Genomic DNA, 18,368 nt, shown 5'->3' with positions numbered 1-18,368 from the left:
ATGCCTTAGCCCTGGCGTCTGTGGAGGTGAGCGAAGACCTCGGGCCGGACCGGTCTGACGCCGCTTGTCGCAAAGGCGTTCTCGCGACCTGCTGCCTGCTTTCTCAGATATGCCCGCATCCGCTCCAGTTCCGCGTCGTCGCAAATGTCGCCGGGAGTGCGGATCACGCGCCGGATCTCGAACGTGTCGGCATCGATGAGCAGGGTGCAACCGCGGCGAAAATAGAAATCATGGGGGCGTTTTGGTGCCTTGCCCTTGTCCGCGGCCTCCTGATCCTTCGGATCCAGATAGGCTTCCCGGGTTTGCGTCAGCTCGACCACGTATTCGCGCTCGAACTGATCGCGCTTGCCGCGGCGCGCGGCCATCCGAACGCTGTGCACCTCGATGGCGGGCGCGTCGACAATCCTGCTGCGCCGAACGGTTGCCGGCGCTTTGGCGTCGGTCCGGATGCCGATCACCTGGCGCAGCGGCGCGCTCTTGGCCTCGGTGACGAGGCCCCAGAAGAGGCGGCCGTAAAGATCACGCGCCAGCCATTCGACCCGGCGATCCGCCTCCAGCCCAAGTTCGAGAAGGTTGCGGGCAAGAATTTCCCGGACGGATGCTCTCGGCCGGCGCGCCTTTTCCGGCAGCCGGTCGCCCATCGCCCGGTTCATCTCCTCGAAGATTTCCTGCGCAGTCTTGTCGAGGCCTTCCAGGAACCGCTGGCCCTCGCTCCCGCGGAAATCGCTGCGCGTCTTAAGTTCGTCGATCATGTCCAGCGGGCGCGAGAGGAGGTAGCCGACGTCGCTCTTGAGTCCCGCGATATCCGGGACGCTCGCCTCATAGTCGGCGGCAGCCTCGGGCATGGTCGGCCAGAGAAGGGTCTCGACCGAGACGATCGGCAGGTCGCGGGGCACGATGCCCCAGGCAAGGAAGGCCTCCATAAGGGCCACACGGTAGTTGTGCTCATCCTCCGGATAAAGATCGTGATCGGCGGTAATGATGGCGCGCAGATAGTCGCCGAAGGTGACATCGACGGGCGGGCAGTAGTCGAGCGCGCGGATGCACATCTGCAGGATATGCCGGGCCGACTTCGCCGCCTCCTGCGCCAGCCGGTTGACGAGGTCTGGATGCAGCTCGCCCTCGGGCAGGATGCCCGTGCCGCTGGAGGCGATGCGCAGGAGATCGGCGATACGGGACCGGTAGATCGACAAGAACGCCCGGAAGACGGCGGCGACCAGAATGGCGCCGCGGGCATGCACTTCCTCCGTCCGGCGGAGCACCTTCGGATCGGGCGCGTGGGCGCGCCAGACGCCATCCTTCACACCGCCGAGCGCATCGCGCAGCGCAGCGCCACGGCCGAGCACCTGGCCAAATTCCTGGGCGAGCTGGCCTAGCAGGTTTTGGCTTTCGAGATCGCCGCGCGTACGCGCGATCTGGTCCTTCAGCACCTCCGGAAAGGAGAAATGCTGGAAGATCGCCACAATATCCGCGAAGGCCTCGTGCAGCGCCAGCACATCGAGATTGGTCGCCTCGATGAAACGCGGGTGCATGCCGTCGAGAAGCGCGTGCGACGTCTCATGGGCGATGATGTCGTGCGAGAGACAGGTGAAGACGATCGTCCCGGCGGGCGCGCCGGATTGACCCTCGCCGGCCTGGAAATAGCCGAAGAGCAGGGCCTTCTTCGCTGGACTGTAATAGGCATTCGCATCGCGTAGGCCGTGCGGATAGATGCGCAGCCGCTGCACATATTCCGGATTGATCCACTTGCCCTTCTCGTCATGGTCGCGCGCCGCCCAGAGGGCGACCCGGCCGAGGGCACTCTCGAAGTTGACGATCGTGTTCATCGCGACCGCATAGGTCATTTGCTGGTGAAACTGCGGGTTCCATTCAGCCGGCTTCAGGCCGTTTTCGGCAAGGAGTGCGGGATCGTGCAGATTGACCGGCGCATAGACGAGGTCGAGCGAAGGGTCGAAGTCGATCACTTCCACATATTCGCCGACGGGGCCGACAAAGGGGACGCCGGGATCGATCTTGTCCATCTCCCAGGGGATGGCGACGGTCACCTCGTTCAGCGGCAGCGTCTCGTGGCGGCGCCCCATGCTCGGGTCGAACGCGAAAATCCTGAGCTTGCGCGGAGGCATTGTCGACATAACGGACATGAAGTTCCTCCCCGGGGGACTGTCGCTACTGCCTGCCTACTGCATGTCTCCTTAAATCGACCTCGATTTAAGGAGACATGCAGCAATTCAAAGCGCTACAGCGACCTTTGCGCGTCTGATAAGACGCGCGGCGCTGTGGTCGATGCATCCTTTGATGTGCTGAGCTGTTCATGGTCCACGAGATCTACAACAGAAAGGATTCGTCCGCGTGACTGCATTGTCAACTCGCGATTGTGCGGGGCGAGCGAGACTTTCAGAGTCTTCTCGAAGAGGAACCACTCGCGGCGTGGTTGGATTGCTGTGCTTGTCACAGGAAATTAGGCGTCTCGCCGGAACCAAATCATGGACACGCAGACCGAGGCTGGCGCTCCCGTGGAGCGTGTCGTGATCAGCGGTGGTGCCGGCCAGCACGATCTGGTCCGCCAGATCCTCGCCGATGCCTGCGGCAAGCCCGTCGTCGCCACCCGCTCGGAGGAACCGGTCCTGCACGGCTCGGCGATCCTCGGCTCCGTGGCAAGCGGCGCGGTCGCGGACACCGGGTCGGCCAGTCGAGGCCATTCGCCGCTGCGGCGATCACCCTTACCAGCACCTTGCCGGGACCGGGCTCAGGCGCGTCTACCTCATCGACTATCAGCGAATTGGGACCACCGTAAGAGTGGAGCCGTAAGGCGCGGCCACGGGCTTGCGGTTCGAATGTGGAATGAGCAGGCTTGAGGTGATTGGACATGTGTTTCTCCTTCCCGACGAAGGTATTCGTTCCAATATGTGCCACAAGTCGCCGCAATGAGACGGCCCGTCTCATGGGAGAGACGATTGATCGAGCGCTAAGCATCCGATTTCCACCAGGCTGCTCTGTTTGTGCATGGAACGGGACTAACGCCATCCGGCGTCATCAGCGAGCGATGTAAGCGGCCAGCTCGTCCGGTGTCCCATTCGGGAAAGCGTGTTTGAGAAACTCCAGGAACGCCGACACGCGTGAGCTGAGCAAACGGCGCGACGGGTAGAGCGTCCAGAGGGCAATATTAGAACCGTCAATATCTCCCCACGTCACAAGTGTCCCTTCCGCAAGATCTTGGGCCACGAGCGATATGGGAAGGCGGGCAGCGCCGACCCCGACCCGCACCGCATCCCGAACCATGATGAGGGTTGCCAGACCAAGGACCGGTTCGATCGAAATCGAGGACGGACCATCCGGTGTCACCACGCGCCATGTCTGTGGCTCACCAGCGCCCCGCACCACGCCGGGCGCTGCAACACCTTCATTTGGACGGAGAAGAGTAGGGCTTGCCACCACGACCAGCCGGTCTCGGAGAAATGCCCGTCCGATGAGGCTTTCGTCAGGATCGGGATTGACCCGGATGACCAGATCGTAGCCTTCCTCGATCATGTCCACGTGCCGGTCCTCCGTCGTGACCTCCAGCCTGACGTCCGGATATCTCAGTGAAAATTGCGCTGCAATCTTGCCCATCGCGCTTTGGGAGAAAAGCACCGGCGCGCTGATGCGCAACTTCCCTTTCGGCGTGTGCCCACCGGATGCGATCGCCGAAGCCGTTTCGTTCAGCTCGGCGAGCAATCGCCCCGTCCGCTCGAATAGCGCCCGCCCTTCCTCCGTCAGCTTCAAGGTCCGCGCGCCCCGCTCGAATAGCCGGAGGTCGAGGCTGCTTTCCAGATCTGCGACGCGCCGCGACAGGGTGGCCTTGGGCCGGCCGGTGGCCCTTGCGGCTTTGCCGAACCCACCATGACGGGCAACAAGGTTGAAATCTCCGAGAGCGAGAAGATCCATCTGTTCCACCCATGAGACGGAGTGTCCAGAATATCCGTCTATCGTGCGGGTAGTGGACCATACACATTAAAGATGTCAAGCAACACAACAGGAGACATCATGACTATTCTTGTCACAGGCGCCACGGGCAATATTGGCCGTCAGGTCGTTCAACACCTCGTCGAACGGGGTGCGGATGTGCGCGCTCTCGCCCGCGACCCGTCCAAGACCACGTTTCCAAATGGCGTATCCGTCGTGCAGGGCGACTTTCTCGACGTCGATTCTCTGCGGAACGCCATGTCCGGTGTTTCCACACTGTTCCTTCTGAACGCCGTGGTGCCGGACGAGTTCACGCAAGCCCTGATCGCCCTCAATGTCGCCCGGTCGGCTGGCATCGAGCGGATCGTCTACCTCTCGGTGATTCATGCCGATGTCTATGTGAATGTCCCGCATTTCGCCGGCAAGTTCGGCGTCGAGCGGATGATCGAGCAGATGGACTTCAAGGCGACGATCCTGCGCCCGGCCTACTTCATGCAGAATGATCTGATGGTCAAGGACGTGATCACCGGCTACGGCGCTTACACGATGCCAATCGGTGCGAAGGGCCTCGCGATGATCGACGCGCGGGATATCGCCGAGATCGCTGCCCTTGAGCTTTTGCGCCGGGAGCATGCGTCGGAACCGCTCGGCATCGACCGGATCAACCTCGTCGGCCCCCAGGTTCTGACAGGCGACGATATCGCTGCCGTCTGGTCGAATGTGCTTGCTCGCCCGATCGCCTATGGTGGCGACAATACCGAGGGCTTCGAGCAGAATCTCACGCCGTTCGTACCCGCCTGGATGGCCTACGACATGCGTCTGATGGCCGAACGCTTCCTGACGGATGGCATGCTTCCCGAGGTTGGCGACGTCGCGCGCCTGACCACGTTGCTTGGCCGTCCGCTTCGAAAATATTACGACTTCGCCAAGGAAACGATGGCTTCATCCTGACGACAGCAACAGCACTCTCCAAAGGACTGCATCATGATCTATGCAACCGCCATTGTTCCGGTAAACCCTGAAGGCGAAACCCGGCTGACGCGTGCTCAGGCTTGGAAGGGTCTCGAACGCAAAGCACGCGACGCCCGCTTGTTCCTTGCGCCAGGTCTCTGCACCTGTTGTGTAGTTGTCGAGGAAAACGCGACGCACTTCGTGCGTGAAGCCACGATCGGCGGAATTGATCTTCGCGAAATCGTCACGCTTGACCCCGGAAGCAAGGTCACCTTTTTCCAGGCGGACGGGCCTCGCGAAGGAGCGATCATCAACGAGCTGTTCGACGATGAAGACGGTGTGCTGCAGCTCCGCTTTTATTGCTACATGGGCCTACGTGGCAAAGCGCCAAATGCTCTTGAGGAGCAGGCCCAGCAGGCTGAACTCGCCAGCGAAAACGGCTACAGGGCCGCCCTGCTGACGACGCTGAAACGGATACGCGCACTTGTTGCAGAGGGAAACCTCTGACCAGAACTCCAAGGACCTTAGCAGGACGGCGCCATTCGGGGCCGTCCTTCATTGCTGTTCGACTGATGGCGGCTTGGTTGATGGCAGGATCTTGCGAGAACGCTGGAACGCGGCATCTTCGATGGCATCTTCATGCGGATGTCATCGGTTATTACGGTGTCTATAAAGGCTCGAATTACCATGCGATCGAGCAGGCGGCGCAGATCCCCGTCAACGATCCAATCCAGCTTGCCGCTCCGATCGCCCTTGCGACCGAGCACCTCGGCATCGGCATTACCGCCTCGACATCCTTTGAACATCCCTGCACATTCGCACGCCGCTGGCGACAGCCGACCACCATACGAGGGGCGGGCCTGGAATATCGTGACGTCCTATCTCGAAAGCGGCGCGAAGAATGTTGGTCAAGGCGGGCTGCGCAGCCACGACAATCGCTACGAGGTGGCCGCCGAATATGTCGAGGTTCTCTACAAGCTTTTCGAGGGAAGCTGGGAGGAGGGCGCCGTGCAGCGCGATCCCGTGCGGGGCATCAGATCCGACCAAGGTTCAAGAGAAACTATGTCTACCCGCTTACTTCCGGATCAGGCTTCCGAGCGGGCGCTTCAGAAGACTTTCACGCAGCGATCCCTCGCGGCGCGCCTCGCCGGCATGCGGCTGCGGCGAGGCATGCGGCATCTGGGAGACGTCTCTTTCCGCCTGTCCGGACAGGATCTGCTCGCGGATCTGGTTGAAGCGCTCGAGCTGCGGATTGGCCAGCTCTGGCGGGCGGGGGAGCATGTCGGGCCGATAGGGTTCGCATGTGGGCCCTTCCTGGGCCGGCCAATCGGCCGGTGCCATTTCGGTCCTCTCGCTCCACGGATCGTCCTCCCGCATTCTCTCCGCCGCCAGATAGCTCTGCTGGAAGCTCGATATGTCCGGCCCGCTGATGGCGCGCATGCGGCCGATGATGGAGCGGAGGTCGACGCTCGACGCGGCATCCTCGTCAACGTGGTCGGTGATGCCGTGGGCCCGCGGCAGCCGCGCTTCCTCGACGCGATCGAAGCGCATGCGCATCGGTACCGCCACCGCCTCGCCGAAGGCGATCGCTTCGCCGTTGCCGATCGATGAGATGAAGCTGGTGGTGGAGATCGACGAATTGGAGATCGCCGAGCGGATGATTTCCTGATCCCGGTCGTTTGCGAGCCGCATAGCGAAAACCGTCGAGCACTGCGACAGGATCGTAGGATCGAGCTCGCCGGGCCGTTGGGTGATGATGCCGAGCGAGACGCCGTATTTGCGGCCCTCCTTGGCTATGCGCGCGATCGCCTGGCGTGTCGGCAGAAAGCCGAGCGAGGGGTCGGCCGGTACATAGCGGTGGGCTTCCTCGCAAACGACCAGCATGTGGATGGCGCCGTTGCCCCAGAGGCCGATTTCGAAAGCCATGCGACAAAGCACGGAGGCGACCGAATTGACGACCTCCGATGGGATCCCGGCGAGTTCGAAGGTGGCGATCGGCTTGCCTTCGCCCGGAATGCGGAAGATCTTGGCGATCGTGTCCTCGATCGTGTCGGTGATCGTGTTCTGCGAGAACATGAAATGGTAGCGCGGATCGTTGATCGCCGAGACGATCCTGACCTTGAGCGAACGCAGATGCGGCTTGTCGGCGCGTCCCTCCAATCGGCCGATGCGCTCGTCGATCATCGCCAGGAGATCGGCGATGCGATAGGGCACCGGCGTATCGGCGGTGATCGAGCTCTTCTCGGTCTGTCGGCGCATCAGGCTCGATTCACCACCCCTGAACGCCTTCTTCGCATCCGGTATGACGTCGCGCAGGATGTCGAGCTCCTCCGCTACGGGCGGGCGGCCGCGAAAAATGACCTCGGCGAATTCTTCGAGCCGGAAGAACCAGAAGGGCAGGTCGAGCGTATCCGTCTCGATGACCACCGCATGATCCGGAAAGGCGGCCGCGAACTCGTTGTGCGGGTCGAGGATCAGCACGCGCAGCTTGGGATCTGCGGCGATCGCCTTGTTGAGCAGCAGCGTCACGGCCGTCGACTTGCCGACGCCCGTGGTGCCGACGATGGCGAAGTGTTTGGCGAGCATCGAGGGCACATGGATCGTGGCATCGAGGCTCTCGTCCTGCGTCAGCTTGCCGATGACGCAATTGTCCGATTGTCCCGAGTCGTAGATGCGGGAGAGGTCGCTTGCGCGGATGCGATGTGCGATTGCGCCGAGATAGGGATAGCGGCTGATGCCGGCGGAGAACTCTTCCCGCCCGTCCGGCCCGACGTGGACCTCGCCCATCAGTTCGACCTCGATGCGGAAGGTGTTGTTGGCCTCTTCGCCCCAACCCTCGGAAACGGTCTGCATCGAATAGACGAGGGCTACCACGCGATTGGTGCCGACGGAAATTGAAATCAGCTTGCCGACGGACCAGAGCTCAGTGAGCGACGTCTCGCCGTTCTCCGCGACCGCGGCGATCGTCGCGCGCGAGCCGTTGCAGGCGACGACCCGGCCGAGGAAACGGTTACCCGGCTTGGTGCCGTCACGGCGATCCCGCCCTTCGGCGCTGATTGGGCGTTGAGTTTCACTATTGAGCAACACACACCTCGGCGAATGGCAGGAACGCGCACGGAGGCGTTCGTTTTCCTGACGGCACTCCAGGGTAGCCGCAGCGGTTTAACAAGTGGTTGCCCGCCCTCACTGCCGTCCTGCACCGCTTTGGTGCAGGTTAAGCCGCGCCAAAAGCCGTTGACGGGTGGGGGATTTCTGTTTATCAAGTCGCCCCATGAAAAATTTCGCGGTTATTCTTGTGGTGGGAAAGCGCATGGGCAGGATGGTGTAACCATCCGGCAATAGCCACCCATGCGCTGAACGAGGCTCCTGACGGGGCCTTTTTTTATGTCTCCAAACAAGCTAATTCACCCAAACCTGAAAGAGGGACGGAAGCAGGCCAATGAGCGGAACTGAGAACCAGATGACAGGCGCGGAGATCGTTCTCCAGGCTCTGAAAGACAATGGCGTCAAACACATCTTCGGCTATCCCGGCGGCGCCGTGCTTCCGATCTACGACGAGATTTTCCAGCAGGACGAGATCGAACACATTCTCGTCCGTCACGAGCAGGGTGCCGGCCACATGGCCGAAGGCTATGCCCGCTCCACCGGCAAGGTCGGCGTCATGCTGGTCACCTCCGGCCCAGGCGCGACCAATGCCGTCACGCCGCTGCAAGACGCGCTGATGGACTCGATCCCGCTCGTCTGCATCTCCGGCCAGGTTCCGACCCCGCTGATCGGCTCGGACGCCTTCCAGGAATGTGACACTGTCGGCATCACGCGGCCCTGCACCAAGCACAATTGGCTGGTCAAGGACGTGAACGATCTCGCGCGCATCATCCACGAGGCGTTCCGCATTGCGCAGTCGGGCCGTCCGGGGCCGGTCGTCGTCGACATACCGAAGGACATCCAGTTCGCGACCGGCACCTATACGCCGCCTTCCGCCGTCCCGACGCAGAAGAGCTATCAGCCGAAAACCCAAGGGGACCTGAAGAAGATCGAGGAGGCGGTCGCGCTGATGAAATCGGCCCGCCAGCCGGTCATCTATTCCGGCGGCGGCGTCATCAATTCCGGGCCGCAGGCGTCGCATTTCCTGCGCGAACTGGTCGATCTCACCGGTTTCCCGATCACCTCGACGCTGATGGGCCTCGGCGCCTATCCGGCCTCCGGCAAGAACTGGCTCGGCATGCTCGGCATGCACGGGACCTACGAGGCCAACATGGCGATGCACGATTGCGACGTGATGATCTGCATCGGCGCGCGCTTCGACGACCGCATCACCGGCCGCCTCAATGCCTTTTCGCCGAACTCGAAGAAGATCCACATCGATATCGATCCGTCCTCGATCAACAAGAACGTCCGTGTCGATATTCCGATCGTCGGCGATGTCGCGAATGTTCTCGAGGATATGGTCCGCCTGTGGCGCGCTGCCGCAAAGACGGTCGACAAGGCGCGTCTCGACGACTGGTGGGGATCGATCGCCAAGTGGCGGGCGCGCAACTCGCTCGCCTATACGCCAAGCGACGACGTGATCATGCCTCAATATGCGATCCAGCGGCTCTATGAGCTCAGCAAGGACCGCGACACCTATATCACCACCGAGGTCGGCCAGCACCAGATGTGGGCGGCGCAGTTCTTCGGTTTCGAGCAGCCGAACCGCTGGATGACTTCGGGCGGCCTCGGCACCATGGGTTACGGCTTCCCGGCCGCTGTCGGTGTCCAGGTCGCCCATCCGGAGAGCCTCGTCATCGACATCGCCGGCGATGCCTCGATCCAGATGTGCATCCAGGAAATGTCCTGCGCCGTCCAATACGGGCTGCCGGTCAAGATCTTCATCCTGAACAACCAATATATGGGCATGGTCCGTCAGTGGCAGCAGCTGCTGCACGGCAACCGCCTGTCGCATTCCTACACGGAGGCGATGCCGGATTTCGTAAAGCTCGCCGAAGCTTATGGCGGCGTCGGCATTCGGTGCGAGAAGCCCGGCAACCTCGATGACGCAATCCGGCGGATGATCGATACGCCGGCGCCGGTCATCTTCGACTGCCGCGTCGCCAATCTCGCCAACTGCTTCCCGATGATCCCCTCCGGCAAGGCGCACAACGAAATGCTGCTGCCCGACGAAGCGACGGACGAGGCGGTCGCGAATGCCATCGACGCCAAGGGCCGCCAGCTCGTTTGATGAAAAGGGTAGAGGAACAACAATGAGTGCACATCTTCAGCCGACGGGCTCTGCCTATTTCATCGCCAAGGAGACCGAGCTTGCCGAGACGCATACGCTCTCCGTTCTCGTCGACAACGAGCCGGGCGTACTCGCCCGCGTCATCGGCCTCTTCTCGGGCCGCGGCTACAACATCGAGAGCCTGACGGTCTCCGAAACCGAGCACGAAGCGCATCTGTCGCGCATCACGATCGTCACGCGCGGTACGCCGCACGTGCTTGAGCAGATCAAGAACCAGCTCGAGCGGCTGGTGCCGGTCCATCGTGTCGTCGATCTCACGGTGCGCGCCGCAAGCCTCGGCCATGACCGCCCGATCGAGCGCGAACTGGCGCTCGTCAAGGTGCACGGCTCCGGCGAGCATCGCGTCGAAGCGCTGCGGCTTGCCGATGCCTTCCGCGCCTCGGTCATCGACGCCAACATCGAACACTTCGTCTTCGAGATCACGGGCAAGCCTTCCAAGATCGAGCAGTTCATCGCCATCATGAAGCCGCTGGGTCTGATCGAGGTCTGCCGCACCGGTATTGCCGCGATGAACCGCGGGCCGCAGGGGATGTGAGGAATATACTTGAGTGGGAGGGATGTGATTGCCCCTCACCCTACTGCATGTTTTCCTTAAATCGTACCCGATTTGGACAAAAACATGCAGCAATTCAAAGTGCTACAGCGTCCTTTGTGCGTCTGAAAAGACGCACGGCGCTGTAGCCCTTTCCCCGCAGGCGGGGAGAGGGGACGAGGACGCCGCCCTCGTCACTTTCGTCTAAAGAAGCGGTGAAGAATGAGATGTCGCCGGGAGTCCCTTCGCCCCACGTGCGGGGAGCAGGTGGCTGGCAGGCCGGATGAGGGGCCCTCAGGCGGCTCTCGCCTCAGATAATCTCCAGCCGTGTCTTCCTCCTCGGCGGCGGAAACAGCCGGTCGAGCTCGGCGAGGTTTGCATCTGTCAGATGGATGTCCATCGCGTCGCGGTTTTCGCGGGCGCGTTCGGCGGAACCCGTCTTTGGAATGGAAATGACGCCTGAGCGCGTTTTCAAAAAGGCGAGCGCCACCTGGGCCGGCGTCGCCTGATGAGCCTTGGCGATATGGATCAGATCGGCATTATGCAGCAGGCGACCCTCGTCGAGCGGTGAATAGGCCATGATCGGCACGCCGCGGTCGCGGCACCGAGGCAAAAGGTCATATTCGATACCGCGTCGAGCGAGGTTGTAGAGTACCTGATTGGCCGCGACGTTGCGGCCGTCTGGTACGGTCTCGAGTTCCTCCATGTCTTCCACGTCGAAATTCGAGGCGCCCCAGGCGCGGATTTTGCCGGCCTTCTTCAGTTCTTCGAAGGCGGCGACGGTGTCGGCGAGCGGATAGCCGCCACGCCAGTGCAGAAGATAGAGATCGATGCAATCGATGCCGAGATTGTTGAGGCTGCGTTCGCAGGCGGCAAGGGTGCCCGAGCGGCTGGCATTGGAGGGCAGCACCTTGCTGACGACAAAGGCGTCCTCGCGCCGTCCCTTGATCGCTTCCCCGACGATGCGCTCGGCGGCGCCATCGCCGTACATTTCGGCCGTGTCGATCAGCGTCATGCCGAGGTCGAGCCCCGCCTGCAGGCTGCGGATTTCTTCTGCGGCTCTCCCCCGGTTCTCGCCCATGCGCCAGGTGCCTTGGCCGAGGGCGGCAACCTTGCGGCCATCGGGAAAGGTGATGGTCGGGATCGGATCATGCATCGGGAAATGGTCCTGAAATCTGTTCCATTGTCGAAGATTAGAGGCCGATCCGAAAATGTCCATCCGCCGCCGATGTGGCGGGTAGGCGGATGGGCCCCGCGCTCCGACTGTCTTTTTGACGCCGATGGAGTGCAAGCACCTTCGAATGCGAGATAGAAGAAAATAAAATCGCGCCTTGTAACAAACACATTTATGGACTACATACCGTCTATCGATGTTTGATCGACGATATTTGTTTCTGCGCCGCGGCGCGTCGTCACGAAAATCCTGACAAAATCGGTTTCAATACATCGCTGAAAATGCGGTGGTGTTTTTCCATGAGCGATTGAAAGGTATCGAAGTGGCTTCTGGAACGGTAAAATGGTTCAATAGCACCAAGGGCTTTGGGTTTATCCAGCCGGACGACGGTGCAGCCGACGTGTTCGTGCACATCTCTGCGGTAGAACGCGCTGGCATGTCCACACTGAAGGACGGTCAAAAAGTGAGCTTCGAGCTTACTCAGGATCGTCGTACGGGCAAGACGTCCGCCGAAAATCTGCGCGCCCTTTGAGCGTTTGCGCATGCTCGTTCGCAACGAGATTGTCATCTCCCGACCGTTGACCACGGATGTACTGGCAGCGACAGGTTGAGATGATGAGGAGGTCGGGTTCGCCCGGCCTTTTTTATTTCCATCCGAAAGGAGGTCGTCCGTGAAGAACGCCAATACCAACCGTATCTTCAAGTCCGAGAAGAAGAACCCGGCGGATCGAGCGGATCAGGCGACGCTGGCGGCGCGCGCCATCAACGAGCAGGAGGCGGTGGCCCGCGAGAAGAAGACGGCGCGCCTGAAGCAGCTGCGCCTGGAAAAGGAAGCCGCCGAGGCGGCGAACGCTCCCGCCGAGCCTGCAAAAAAACGAAAGCTGCAGAAACGCAAGTAAGCCGAACACGCTCTTTCCATCTGCGTCGAGGGATTGCGCGATTTCTACGGAGGTGCACGGTTGCACCGAGTGAGTTGGTTATCCTCACTCCGGTCTTGTCACCGTGACAAGATTTGGCTGGCCATTGCATTTGGGTCAGTTAGGCTGTCTCAATATCTCCGGAGCGGGTCACGCTTCGCGGAAAAATCCACGACAGATCAATGATTTTATGGTGCCGCCGCGCGGCGCGCACGCCGTCCGGGAGGAAGTCATGCAACCGGATACGCTTCTGGCGCTGTTCCTGTTTGCCTTCACGACATCGATCACGCCGGGTCCGAACAACATGATGCTGTTCGCCTCGGGCGTCAATTTCGGCTTCATGCGGACGATCCCGCACATGCTCGGAATCGGCGGCGGCTTCTTCGTTCTTCTCATTGCCGTCGGGCTTGGCCTCGGCGCGCTGCTTCACTCGATGCCGCTCCTCTACACCGCGCTGAAATTTGCTGGCGGGGCCTATCTCGTCTGGATCGCCTGGAAGATCAGCACCTCGCGCTCGCTCGGGGAGGGAAAGGCGAATGCCGTGCCGATGACCTTCCTTCAAGCCGCGGCCTTCCAATGGGTGAACCCGAAGGCGTGGGTGATGGCGGTTTCGGCCATGGCCACCTATACCAGCAGCGACAGCTATCTCATGAGCGTGCTCGTCGTCGGCCTCGTCTTCGCGATTGTCAACGTGCCGAGTGTGTCGACCTGGGCCGGGTTCGGCTCGGCACTCAGACAATGGCTCTCCGAGCCGGCACGGCTCAAGTGGTTCAACATCACCATGGCCGTGCTGCTCGTCGTCAGCCTCTGGCCGATGCTCAAGTAAGACCGACCCATCAATGGTTAGTTCCGGCTTTTGGACCAATATATTAAGAATAGTAGCGTTTCCGGCAGAGGAGCCACGGAATGTCCGAGCATCATCATGGCGATGGTCACGGTCACCATCACGACAATCATTTCACCGACATGGAAGCGCGGGTGAAGGCGCTTGAGACGGTGCTGACGGAAAAGGGGCTGATCGATCCGGAAGCGATTGACGCAATCGTCGAGACCTATGAGACGAAGGTCGGCCCGCGCAACGGCGCCCGCGTCGTCGCCAAGGCCTGGAGCGATCCGCAGTTTGCCGACTGGCTGAAGCGGGACGCGACCGCGGCGATCGCCAGCCTCGGCTTCGCCGGACGGCAGGGCGAGCACATGCGCGCGGTGTTCAACACGCCCGACACCCACAATCTCGTCGTCTGCACGCTCTGCTCCTGCTATCCCTGGGCGGTGCTGGGGCTGCCGCCGGTCTGGTACAAGGCGCCGCCCTATCGCTCGCGCGCGGTCATCGATCCGCGCGGGGTGCTCGCGGAATTCGGATTGGAACTCTCCGCGGAAAAGAAGATCCGCGTCTGGGATTCGACCGCGGAACTGCGGTACCTCGTCGTTCCCGAACGGCCGGAAGGAACCGAAGGCTTCAGCGAGGTCGCTTTGGTCGAGCTTGTCACGCGCGACTCGATGATCGGTACCGGGCTTGCACTTTCACCGGAGGCCGCGAGATGAACGGGCCGCATGATCTCGGCGGGCAGCATGGGCTCGGGCCGATCGCGCCGGAAAAGGACGAGCCCTATTTCCACGCCGAATGGGAGAAGCGGGCACTCGGGATTACACTCTCCTGCGGCGCCTTCGGCGCCTGGACGCTGGATGAAAGCCGGCACGCACGCGAAAGCCTGCCGCCGCCGATCTATCTCTCCGCAAGTTATTATGAGATATGGATAAGGGCGCTGGAAACGCTGCTCAGGCGGCACGGCTTCATCACCCAGGCCGAGCTCGACACGGGCCACATGCTCGAAAAGGGGCGCGAGCCGAAGCGGATATTGAAGGCCGAAATGGTAGCGGGCGTTCTCGCCAAAGGCGGACCCTGCGACCGGCCGGTCGATCAGGCGCCGCGCTTCGCCGTCGGCGACACGGTGCGAACGAAGAACTTCAATCCTAAGACCCACACACGCCTGCCCCGCTATGCGCGCGCCAAGGTCGGCTTAGTGGAAGCTGTGCAGGGGAGCTTCGTCTTTCCGGACGACAATGCCCATGGCAAGGGCGAGAACCCGCAATGGCTCTATACGGTCGTGTTCGACGCGGGCGAGATCTGGGGCGAGGGCGCAGACCCGACGCTCACCGTCTCGATCGATGCCTGGGAGAGCTATCTTGAGCGCGCGTAAGTTCACTTCTCCCCTGGTCGCCTCGGCGGAACTGCCGAAATCGCCGGAAGGCGAGCCGGTCTTCGCCGAGCCTTGGCAGGCGGTCGCCTTCGCAATGACGGTGCGGCTTCACGAGCAGGGCGTGTTTTCCTGGAACGAATGGGCCGAAGCGCTCTCGGCCGAGCTTTACAGGCCCGGCCGCAAGGCGGACGGCAGCGACTATTACGATTGCTGGGTGGCGGCGCTCAGCCGTCTGGTGACGGAACTGTCCATCACCTCCCGTCCCGAACTTGAAACCCTGTCCAAAAGCTGGCAGCGCGCCGCGGAAGCGACGCCGCACGGCAAGCCGATCGCGCTGGACAACGACCCGGAACGGCAAGCGATGGTGGACGGCCGCGCGTTCCGGCGACCGTCTCGCTCAAGCGCAACCCACCTTCAGGACGGCGACGATCCCTCGAACTGCCGATAGCATTCGCTGGCGACTTTCTGGAGCAGCTCGTGTGGCACCTCCCCGGTGACGGCATAGCCGATCTCGCCATCGATCCAGTAGAAGGTCTCGATCCCGCCTTCGCTCGCAATGCGGAAACTCGTTTCGCGGTTGTCGGGGTTGCGGCCGAGAAGCACCGTCAGCCGCTGTCCGGTGCCGTCTTCATACATCAGCATCGCGCCCGCCTTGCCGTTGACCGGAAGGAGGCGGCCGCCGACGAGCGAAAAGCCGAGGGGCGACAGGTCTGGGATCATCAGCGCGTAGTCGAGCCGTTTGCCGAGCCATGTCGCGAGATGCGCCTGCTGGTCGGCCCCGACCTCGACCGGATGGCGCACCTCGCTCGCGTAGATCAGGAAAGCGGATTGCGCCTGGCGAGGCAGCGACTCGTTCAGCCGTTCGCCCTGAGACGGGGCGTCCGGGGCGATGAAGCGTGGCGCATAAGCGCCGGCGAGGGCCCCAGCGGCAAACATCAGGAGGCCGGCGGCGATGCGCCGCAGCAGGGACGCGGAGGATGCCGGACCCGCCGTTGGCCGACGAGCCGAGATCAGGGCGCGGTCGCCTTCGTCGCTGCGGGCATAGGAGGCAAAATGCTGCTTCAACGTTTGCGCCTGCGCCTGCCACTCACGCACCTCCTCGGCCCGGGCGGGATGTCTCTCCAACCAGGCTTCGATGCGCCCGCGCTCCGGCTGGCTCAGATGGCCATCGACATAGGCGTGCAGCTCGTCTTCGGAGACGCTGTCGAATTCGTCGGTCATTTCGGTCTCCGCAGGGCAATCACATTGTCATCCTTCATCGCTTCTGCGAGTTGGCGCCGGGCGCGCGAGAGGCGGGACATCACCGTCCCGATGGGGATCGCCATCATGTCGGCCACGTCCTGGTAGCGATATCCCTCGATCACCACGAGCATCAGCACCGCGCGACTGTCGGTCGACAGCCTGTCCAGCGCGCGCTGCAGACGCTGCCGTTCCAACGGATCCGCGTTCTCCTCCTCAGCCGAAAGGCCGAGTGCATCTTCGAACTCGACCTCCGGATGTTGCGCCTGGCGGCGGTGGCGGTTGCGGTAGAGATTGGTCATGATGGTGAAAGCCCAGGCGCGCAGATTGACGCCGCGCCATTGCGCGCGCCGCGCCAACACCTTCTCGACGCAATCTTGCAGCAGATCCTCGCCGTCCGCGTCGGAGCGCGCGAGGCTGCGCGAATAGCGCCTTAGCGCCGGCATCAAGGCGAGGACATCTCGTTCAAAGGCATCGGGAGCGGGGAAGCCCGCTCCCGAACCCGTTTCCGGACCGTCACGGCCGTGCGACATCCCACTCGCCCTTCACACCGTCGCCGGTGATGTCACCCATTTTCTTGTCCTTGACCCAGAAATAAAGGGGCATGCCGTCCTTCGCCCATTGCTTGCTGCCATCCTTGCGCTCGACGATCGTATAGGGTCCTTCAGCGGTCGCATTGCCTTCGACCATGAAGGGGGGCCAGTTCTTGGCGCATTGATCATAGCAGGTCGAAACGCCCTTCTGGTCATCCCTGTAGGTGTAAAGCGTCATGCCGTTCGCTGCTGCGAGAACGGGGCCCTTTTCGCTCTCGACTGTCTTGACCGGCGGCGCGGCGAGAGCGGCAGCGGCCGTGGCAAGCAAAATGGCGATGGCTAATGGAAACGTTCTCATGGGGATTCTTCCTCAAAGTGTTTCTGAAGCAGAACCGCGCTCTGGCGGGTCCACAGATGAGACACGACGCATGGCGGATTTATTCCCCGAGCGCCCGCGAGGGTTGCGGCAGGCGGAGAAGGCGCGGTTTGCTCCGCGTGGGACGGTGGCTGTCAGGCCCGGTCGGCGACGAAGCGGGCGAGCGGCGGGCCAATCAAGGTGATGATCAGCAGGCGGGCCGTCTGCAGCGCCATGACAAAGGGGAGGTCGACATTGCTGGAGGCGGCGATGACGGCGATCGAATCGAGGCCGCCGGGACTGGTGGCGAGATAGGCCGTCAGCGGATCGATCCCCGCCACCTTTATGAGCAACAGAGCCAGAAGCCCGGAAAAGGACATCAGCACGAGGATGGAGATGACTGTCGGCACCAGGGCGCGCCGGGCGTGCGCCAGGATCGTTCGGGTGAAGCCTAGACCGATGTTCCAACCGAGCAGGGCAAATGAAAGCGCCAGCAGCCATTGCGGCAGCTCGATCGTCATCGTGCCGGTGATGCTAAGCGCCGAGCCGATGGCGAAGGGGAAGAGGAAGGCGCCGGCCGGCACGCGCAGCACCCTGCCGAGGAAGCCGCTGACGATGCCCACGGCAAGCGTCATGAGGAAAGGGAGGCCGGCGACCGGCGCGAACCAGCCGGCTGCGGTCTCGGCCTCGGCGCCGCTCACCCAGAGATGCGCGATCATGGTCGCTGCACTCGCGACGACGACGACGCGCAGATATTGCATGAAGGCGACGAGACGGGCATCCGCACCATAGGCGTCGGCCATCAGCAGCATTGTCGAGGCAGCACCGGCCGATGAGCCCCAGATCGCGGTCGTGCCGGGCAGGATGCCCATTCGCGTGATGGTCCAACCGCAAAGCGTGCTCATGCCGATCACGGAGAGAATGATTGCGAGAAACAGAGGCCAGTTGCCCGAAAAGGTCACGAGGAGGTCCGGGCTCATGGAGCCGGCGATCATCATCGCCAGGACGAACTGCACGCAGAAGAAGAGTTGCCGCGGCAGGCGGATCGTACCGCCATTCATGCCGACAAGTGCGCCGGCGGCCATCGGTCCCATCAGAAGGCCGGCGGGAATGCCGATCGTTTCGAAGACCGCGGCAAAAACTCCCGATAGCAGGGCAAGCAGGCACCATTGCCATAAGGGCGACAGGCGACCCAGCCCGGTCCTTCCGGGCGGCATCGGTATTGATGGCTGTTCCGGCTTCAAGGGCA

At 62.2% G+C, this 18,368-nt stretch carries 18 protein-coding genes and 2 pseudogenes; 12 read left to right on the top strand and 8 right to left on the bottom strand.

The window, feature by feature from the left end:
• Positions 1–5: 5 nt before the first annotated feature.
• A complete protein-coding gene (locus M728_RS09930) occupies positions 6–2,141 on the bottom strand; it encodes a hypothetical protein (protein ID WP_051440951.1) in 2,136 nt (711 codons plus the stop codon).
• Between the two features lie 342 nt (positions 2,142–2,483).
• Here M728_RS09930 and M728_RS09925 point away from each other — a divergent pair, with 342 nt between their 5' ends.
• The gene (locus M728_RS09925) at positions 2,484–2,855 is read left to right on the top strand and encodes an FGGY-family carbohydrate kinase (protein ID WP_084044603.1); all 372 of its coding nucleotides are present in this window, start codon (positions 2,484–2,486) and stop codon (positions 2,853–2,855) included.
• Between the two features lie 178 nt (positions 2,856–3,033).
• On the opposite strand, the gene M728_RS09920 is transcribed toward M728_RS09925, so the two are convergent.
• Positions 3,034–3,924: a LysR family transcriptional regulator gene (locus tag M728_RS09920; protein WP_026621672.1), complete on the bottom strand. Its 891-nt coding sequence runs from the start codon at positions 3,922–3,924 to the stop codon at positions 3,034–3,036.
• Positions 3,925–4,023: 99 nt separating this feature from the next.
• Between M728_RS09920 and M728_RS09915 the strand changes: the two genes are divergently transcribed.
• The 3 genes and pseudogenes from M728_RS09915 to M728_RS09905 all read left to right on the top strand — a co-directional run.
• Positions 4,024–4,893 (top strand): SDR family oxidoreductase, encoded by an 870-nt coding sequence (locus M728_RS09915; protein ID WP_026621673.1) that lies wholly within the window; start codon positions 4,024–4,026, stop codon positions 4,891–4,893.
• Between the two features lie 33 nt (positions 4,894–4,926).
• Positions 4,927–5,400: an AtaL-like protein gene (locus M728_RS09910; RefSeq protein ID WP_026621674.1), complete on the top strand. Its 474-nt coding sequence runs from the start codon at positions 4,927–4,929 to the stop codon at positions 5,398–5,400.
• Between the two features lie 81 nt (positions 5,401–5,481).
• Positions 5,482–5,937: pseudogene (locus tag M728_RS09905) on the top strand (LLM class flavin-dependent oxidoreductase); the annotation flags it as partial.
• Positions 5,938–5,967: 30 nt separating this feature from the next.
• Here the strand turns inward: M728_RS09905 and M728_RS09900 are convergent.
• Positions 5,968–7,977, bottom strand: a complete 2,010-nt coding sequence (locus tag M728_RS09900; protein ID WP_034883962.1) for an ATP-binding protein — start codon at positions 7,975–7,977, stop codon at positions 5,968–5,970.
• 355 nt (positions 7,978–8,332) lie between these two features.
• Here M728_RS09900 and M728_RS09895 point away from each other — a divergent pair, with 355 nt between their 5' ends.
• Positions 8,333–10,111 carry an acetolactate synthase 3 large subunit gene (locus tag M728_RS09895; protein ID WP_026621677.1) on the top strand — a complete coding sequence of 593 codons (1,779 nt, stop codon included), beginning with the start codon at positions 8,333–8,335 and terminating at the stop codon, positions 10,109–10,111.
• 22 nt (positions 10,112–10,133) lie between these two features.
• Positions 10,134–10,706 (top strand): acetolactate synthase small subunit, encoded by a 573-nt coding sequence (gene ilvN / locus M728_RS09890; protein WP_026621678.1) that lies wholly within the window; start codon positions 10,134–10,136, stop codon positions 10,704–10,706.
• A 307-nt stretch (positions 10,707–11,013) separates the two neighbouring features.
• Here the strand turns inward: ilvN and M728_RS09885 are convergent, their stop codons facing one another.
• A complete protein-coding gene (locus M728_RS09885) occupies positions 11,014–11,859 on the bottom strand; it encodes an aldo/keto reductase (RefSeq protein ID WP_026621679.1) in 846 nt (281 codons plus the stop codon).
• 340 nt (positions 11,860–12,199) lie between these two features.
• Between M728_RS09885 and M728_RS09880 the strand changes: the two genes are divergently transcribed.
• The 6 genes and pseudogenes from M728_RS09880 to M728_RS09855 form a co-directional block, all read left to right on the top strand.
• Positions 12,200–12,409: a cold-shock protein gene (locus M728_RS09880; protein ID WP_026617714.1), complete on the top strand. Its 210-nt coding sequence runs from the start codon at positions 12,200–12,202 to the stop codon at positions 12,407–12,409.
• A gap of 139 nt (positions 12,410–12,548) precedes the next feature.
• Positions 12,549–12,776, top strand: a complete 228-nt coding sequence (locus tag M728_RS09875; protein ID WP_026621680.1) for a hypothetical protein — start codon at positions 12,549–12,551, stop codon at positions 12,774–12,776.
• A gap of 250 nt (positions 12,777–13,026) precedes the next feature.
• On the top strand, positions 13,027–13,620 hold the full coding sequence (locus M728_RS09870) for a LysE family translocator (RefSeq protein WP_026621681.1): 594 nt from the start codon (positions 13,027–13,029) through the stop codon (positions 13,618–13,620).
• A gap of 80 nt (positions 13,621–13,700) precedes the next feature.
• The gene (gene nthA, locus M728_RS09865; protein ID WP_026621682.1) at positions 13,701–14,336 is read left to right on the top strand and encodes a nitrile hydratase subunit alpha; all 636 of its coding nucleotides are present in this window, start codon (positions 13,701–13,703) and stop codon (positions 14,334–14,336) included.
• A complete protein-coding gene (gene nthB / locus M728_RS09860; protein ID WP_026621683.1) occupies positions 14,333–14,992 on the top strand; it encodes a nitrile hydratase subunit beta in 660 nt (219 codons plus the stop codon). The genes nthA and nthB overlap by 4 nt, the downstream gene beginning before the upstream one ends.
• Positions 14,961–15,347: pseudogene (locus tag M728_RS09855) on the top strand (nitrile hydratase accessory protein); the annotation flags it as partial. The gene nthB and the pseudogene M728_RS09855, both read left to right, overlap by 32 nt.
• 59 nt (positions 15,348–15,406) lie before the next feature.
• Here the strand turns inward: M728_RS09855 and M728_RS09850 are convergent.
• The 4 genes from M728_RS09850 to M728_RS09835 form a co-directional block, all read right to left on the bottom strand.
• Positions 15,407–16,213: an anti-sigma factor gene (locus M728_RS09850; protein ID WP_026621684.1), complete on the bottom strand. Its 807-nt coding sequence runs from the start codon at positions 16,211–16,213 to the stop codon at positions 15,407–15,409.
• Complete coding sequence (locus tag M728_RS09845; RefSeq protein WP_026621685.1) at positions 16,210–16,764, bottom strand: RNA polymerase sigma factor; 555 nt, start codon at positions 16,762–16,764, stop codon at positions 16,210–16,212. The genes M728_RS09850 and M728_RS09845 overlap by 4 nt, the downstream gene beginning before the upstream one ends.
• Positions 16,748–17,122 carry a hypothetical protein gene (locus tag M728_RS09840; protein WP_026621686.1) on the bottom strand — a complete coding sequence of 125 codons (375 nt, stop codon included), beginning with the start codon at positions 17,120–17,122 and terminating at the stop codon, positions 16,748–16,750. Before M728_RS09840 ends, M728_RS09845 begins: the two co-directional genes overlap by 17 nt.
• A 152-nt stretch (positions 17,123–17,274) precedes the next feature.
• Positions 17,275–18,363, bottom strand: a complete 1,089-nt coding sequence (locus tag M728_RS09835) for an AbrB family transcriptional regulator (protein ID WP_026621687.1) — start codon at positions 18,361–18,363, stop codon at positions 17,275–17,277.
• Between the last annotated feature and the right edge of the window lie 5 nt (positions 18,364–18,368).

Source organism: Ensifer sp. WSM1721 (assembly GCF_000513895.2).
Classification (GTDB): domain Bacteria; phylum Pseudomonadota; class Alphaproteobacteria; order Rhizobiales; family Rhizobiaceae; genus Sinorhizobium.
Note: the sequence above shows the minus strand (reverse complement) of the source record. Positions and strands in the feature narration are given on the sequence as shown.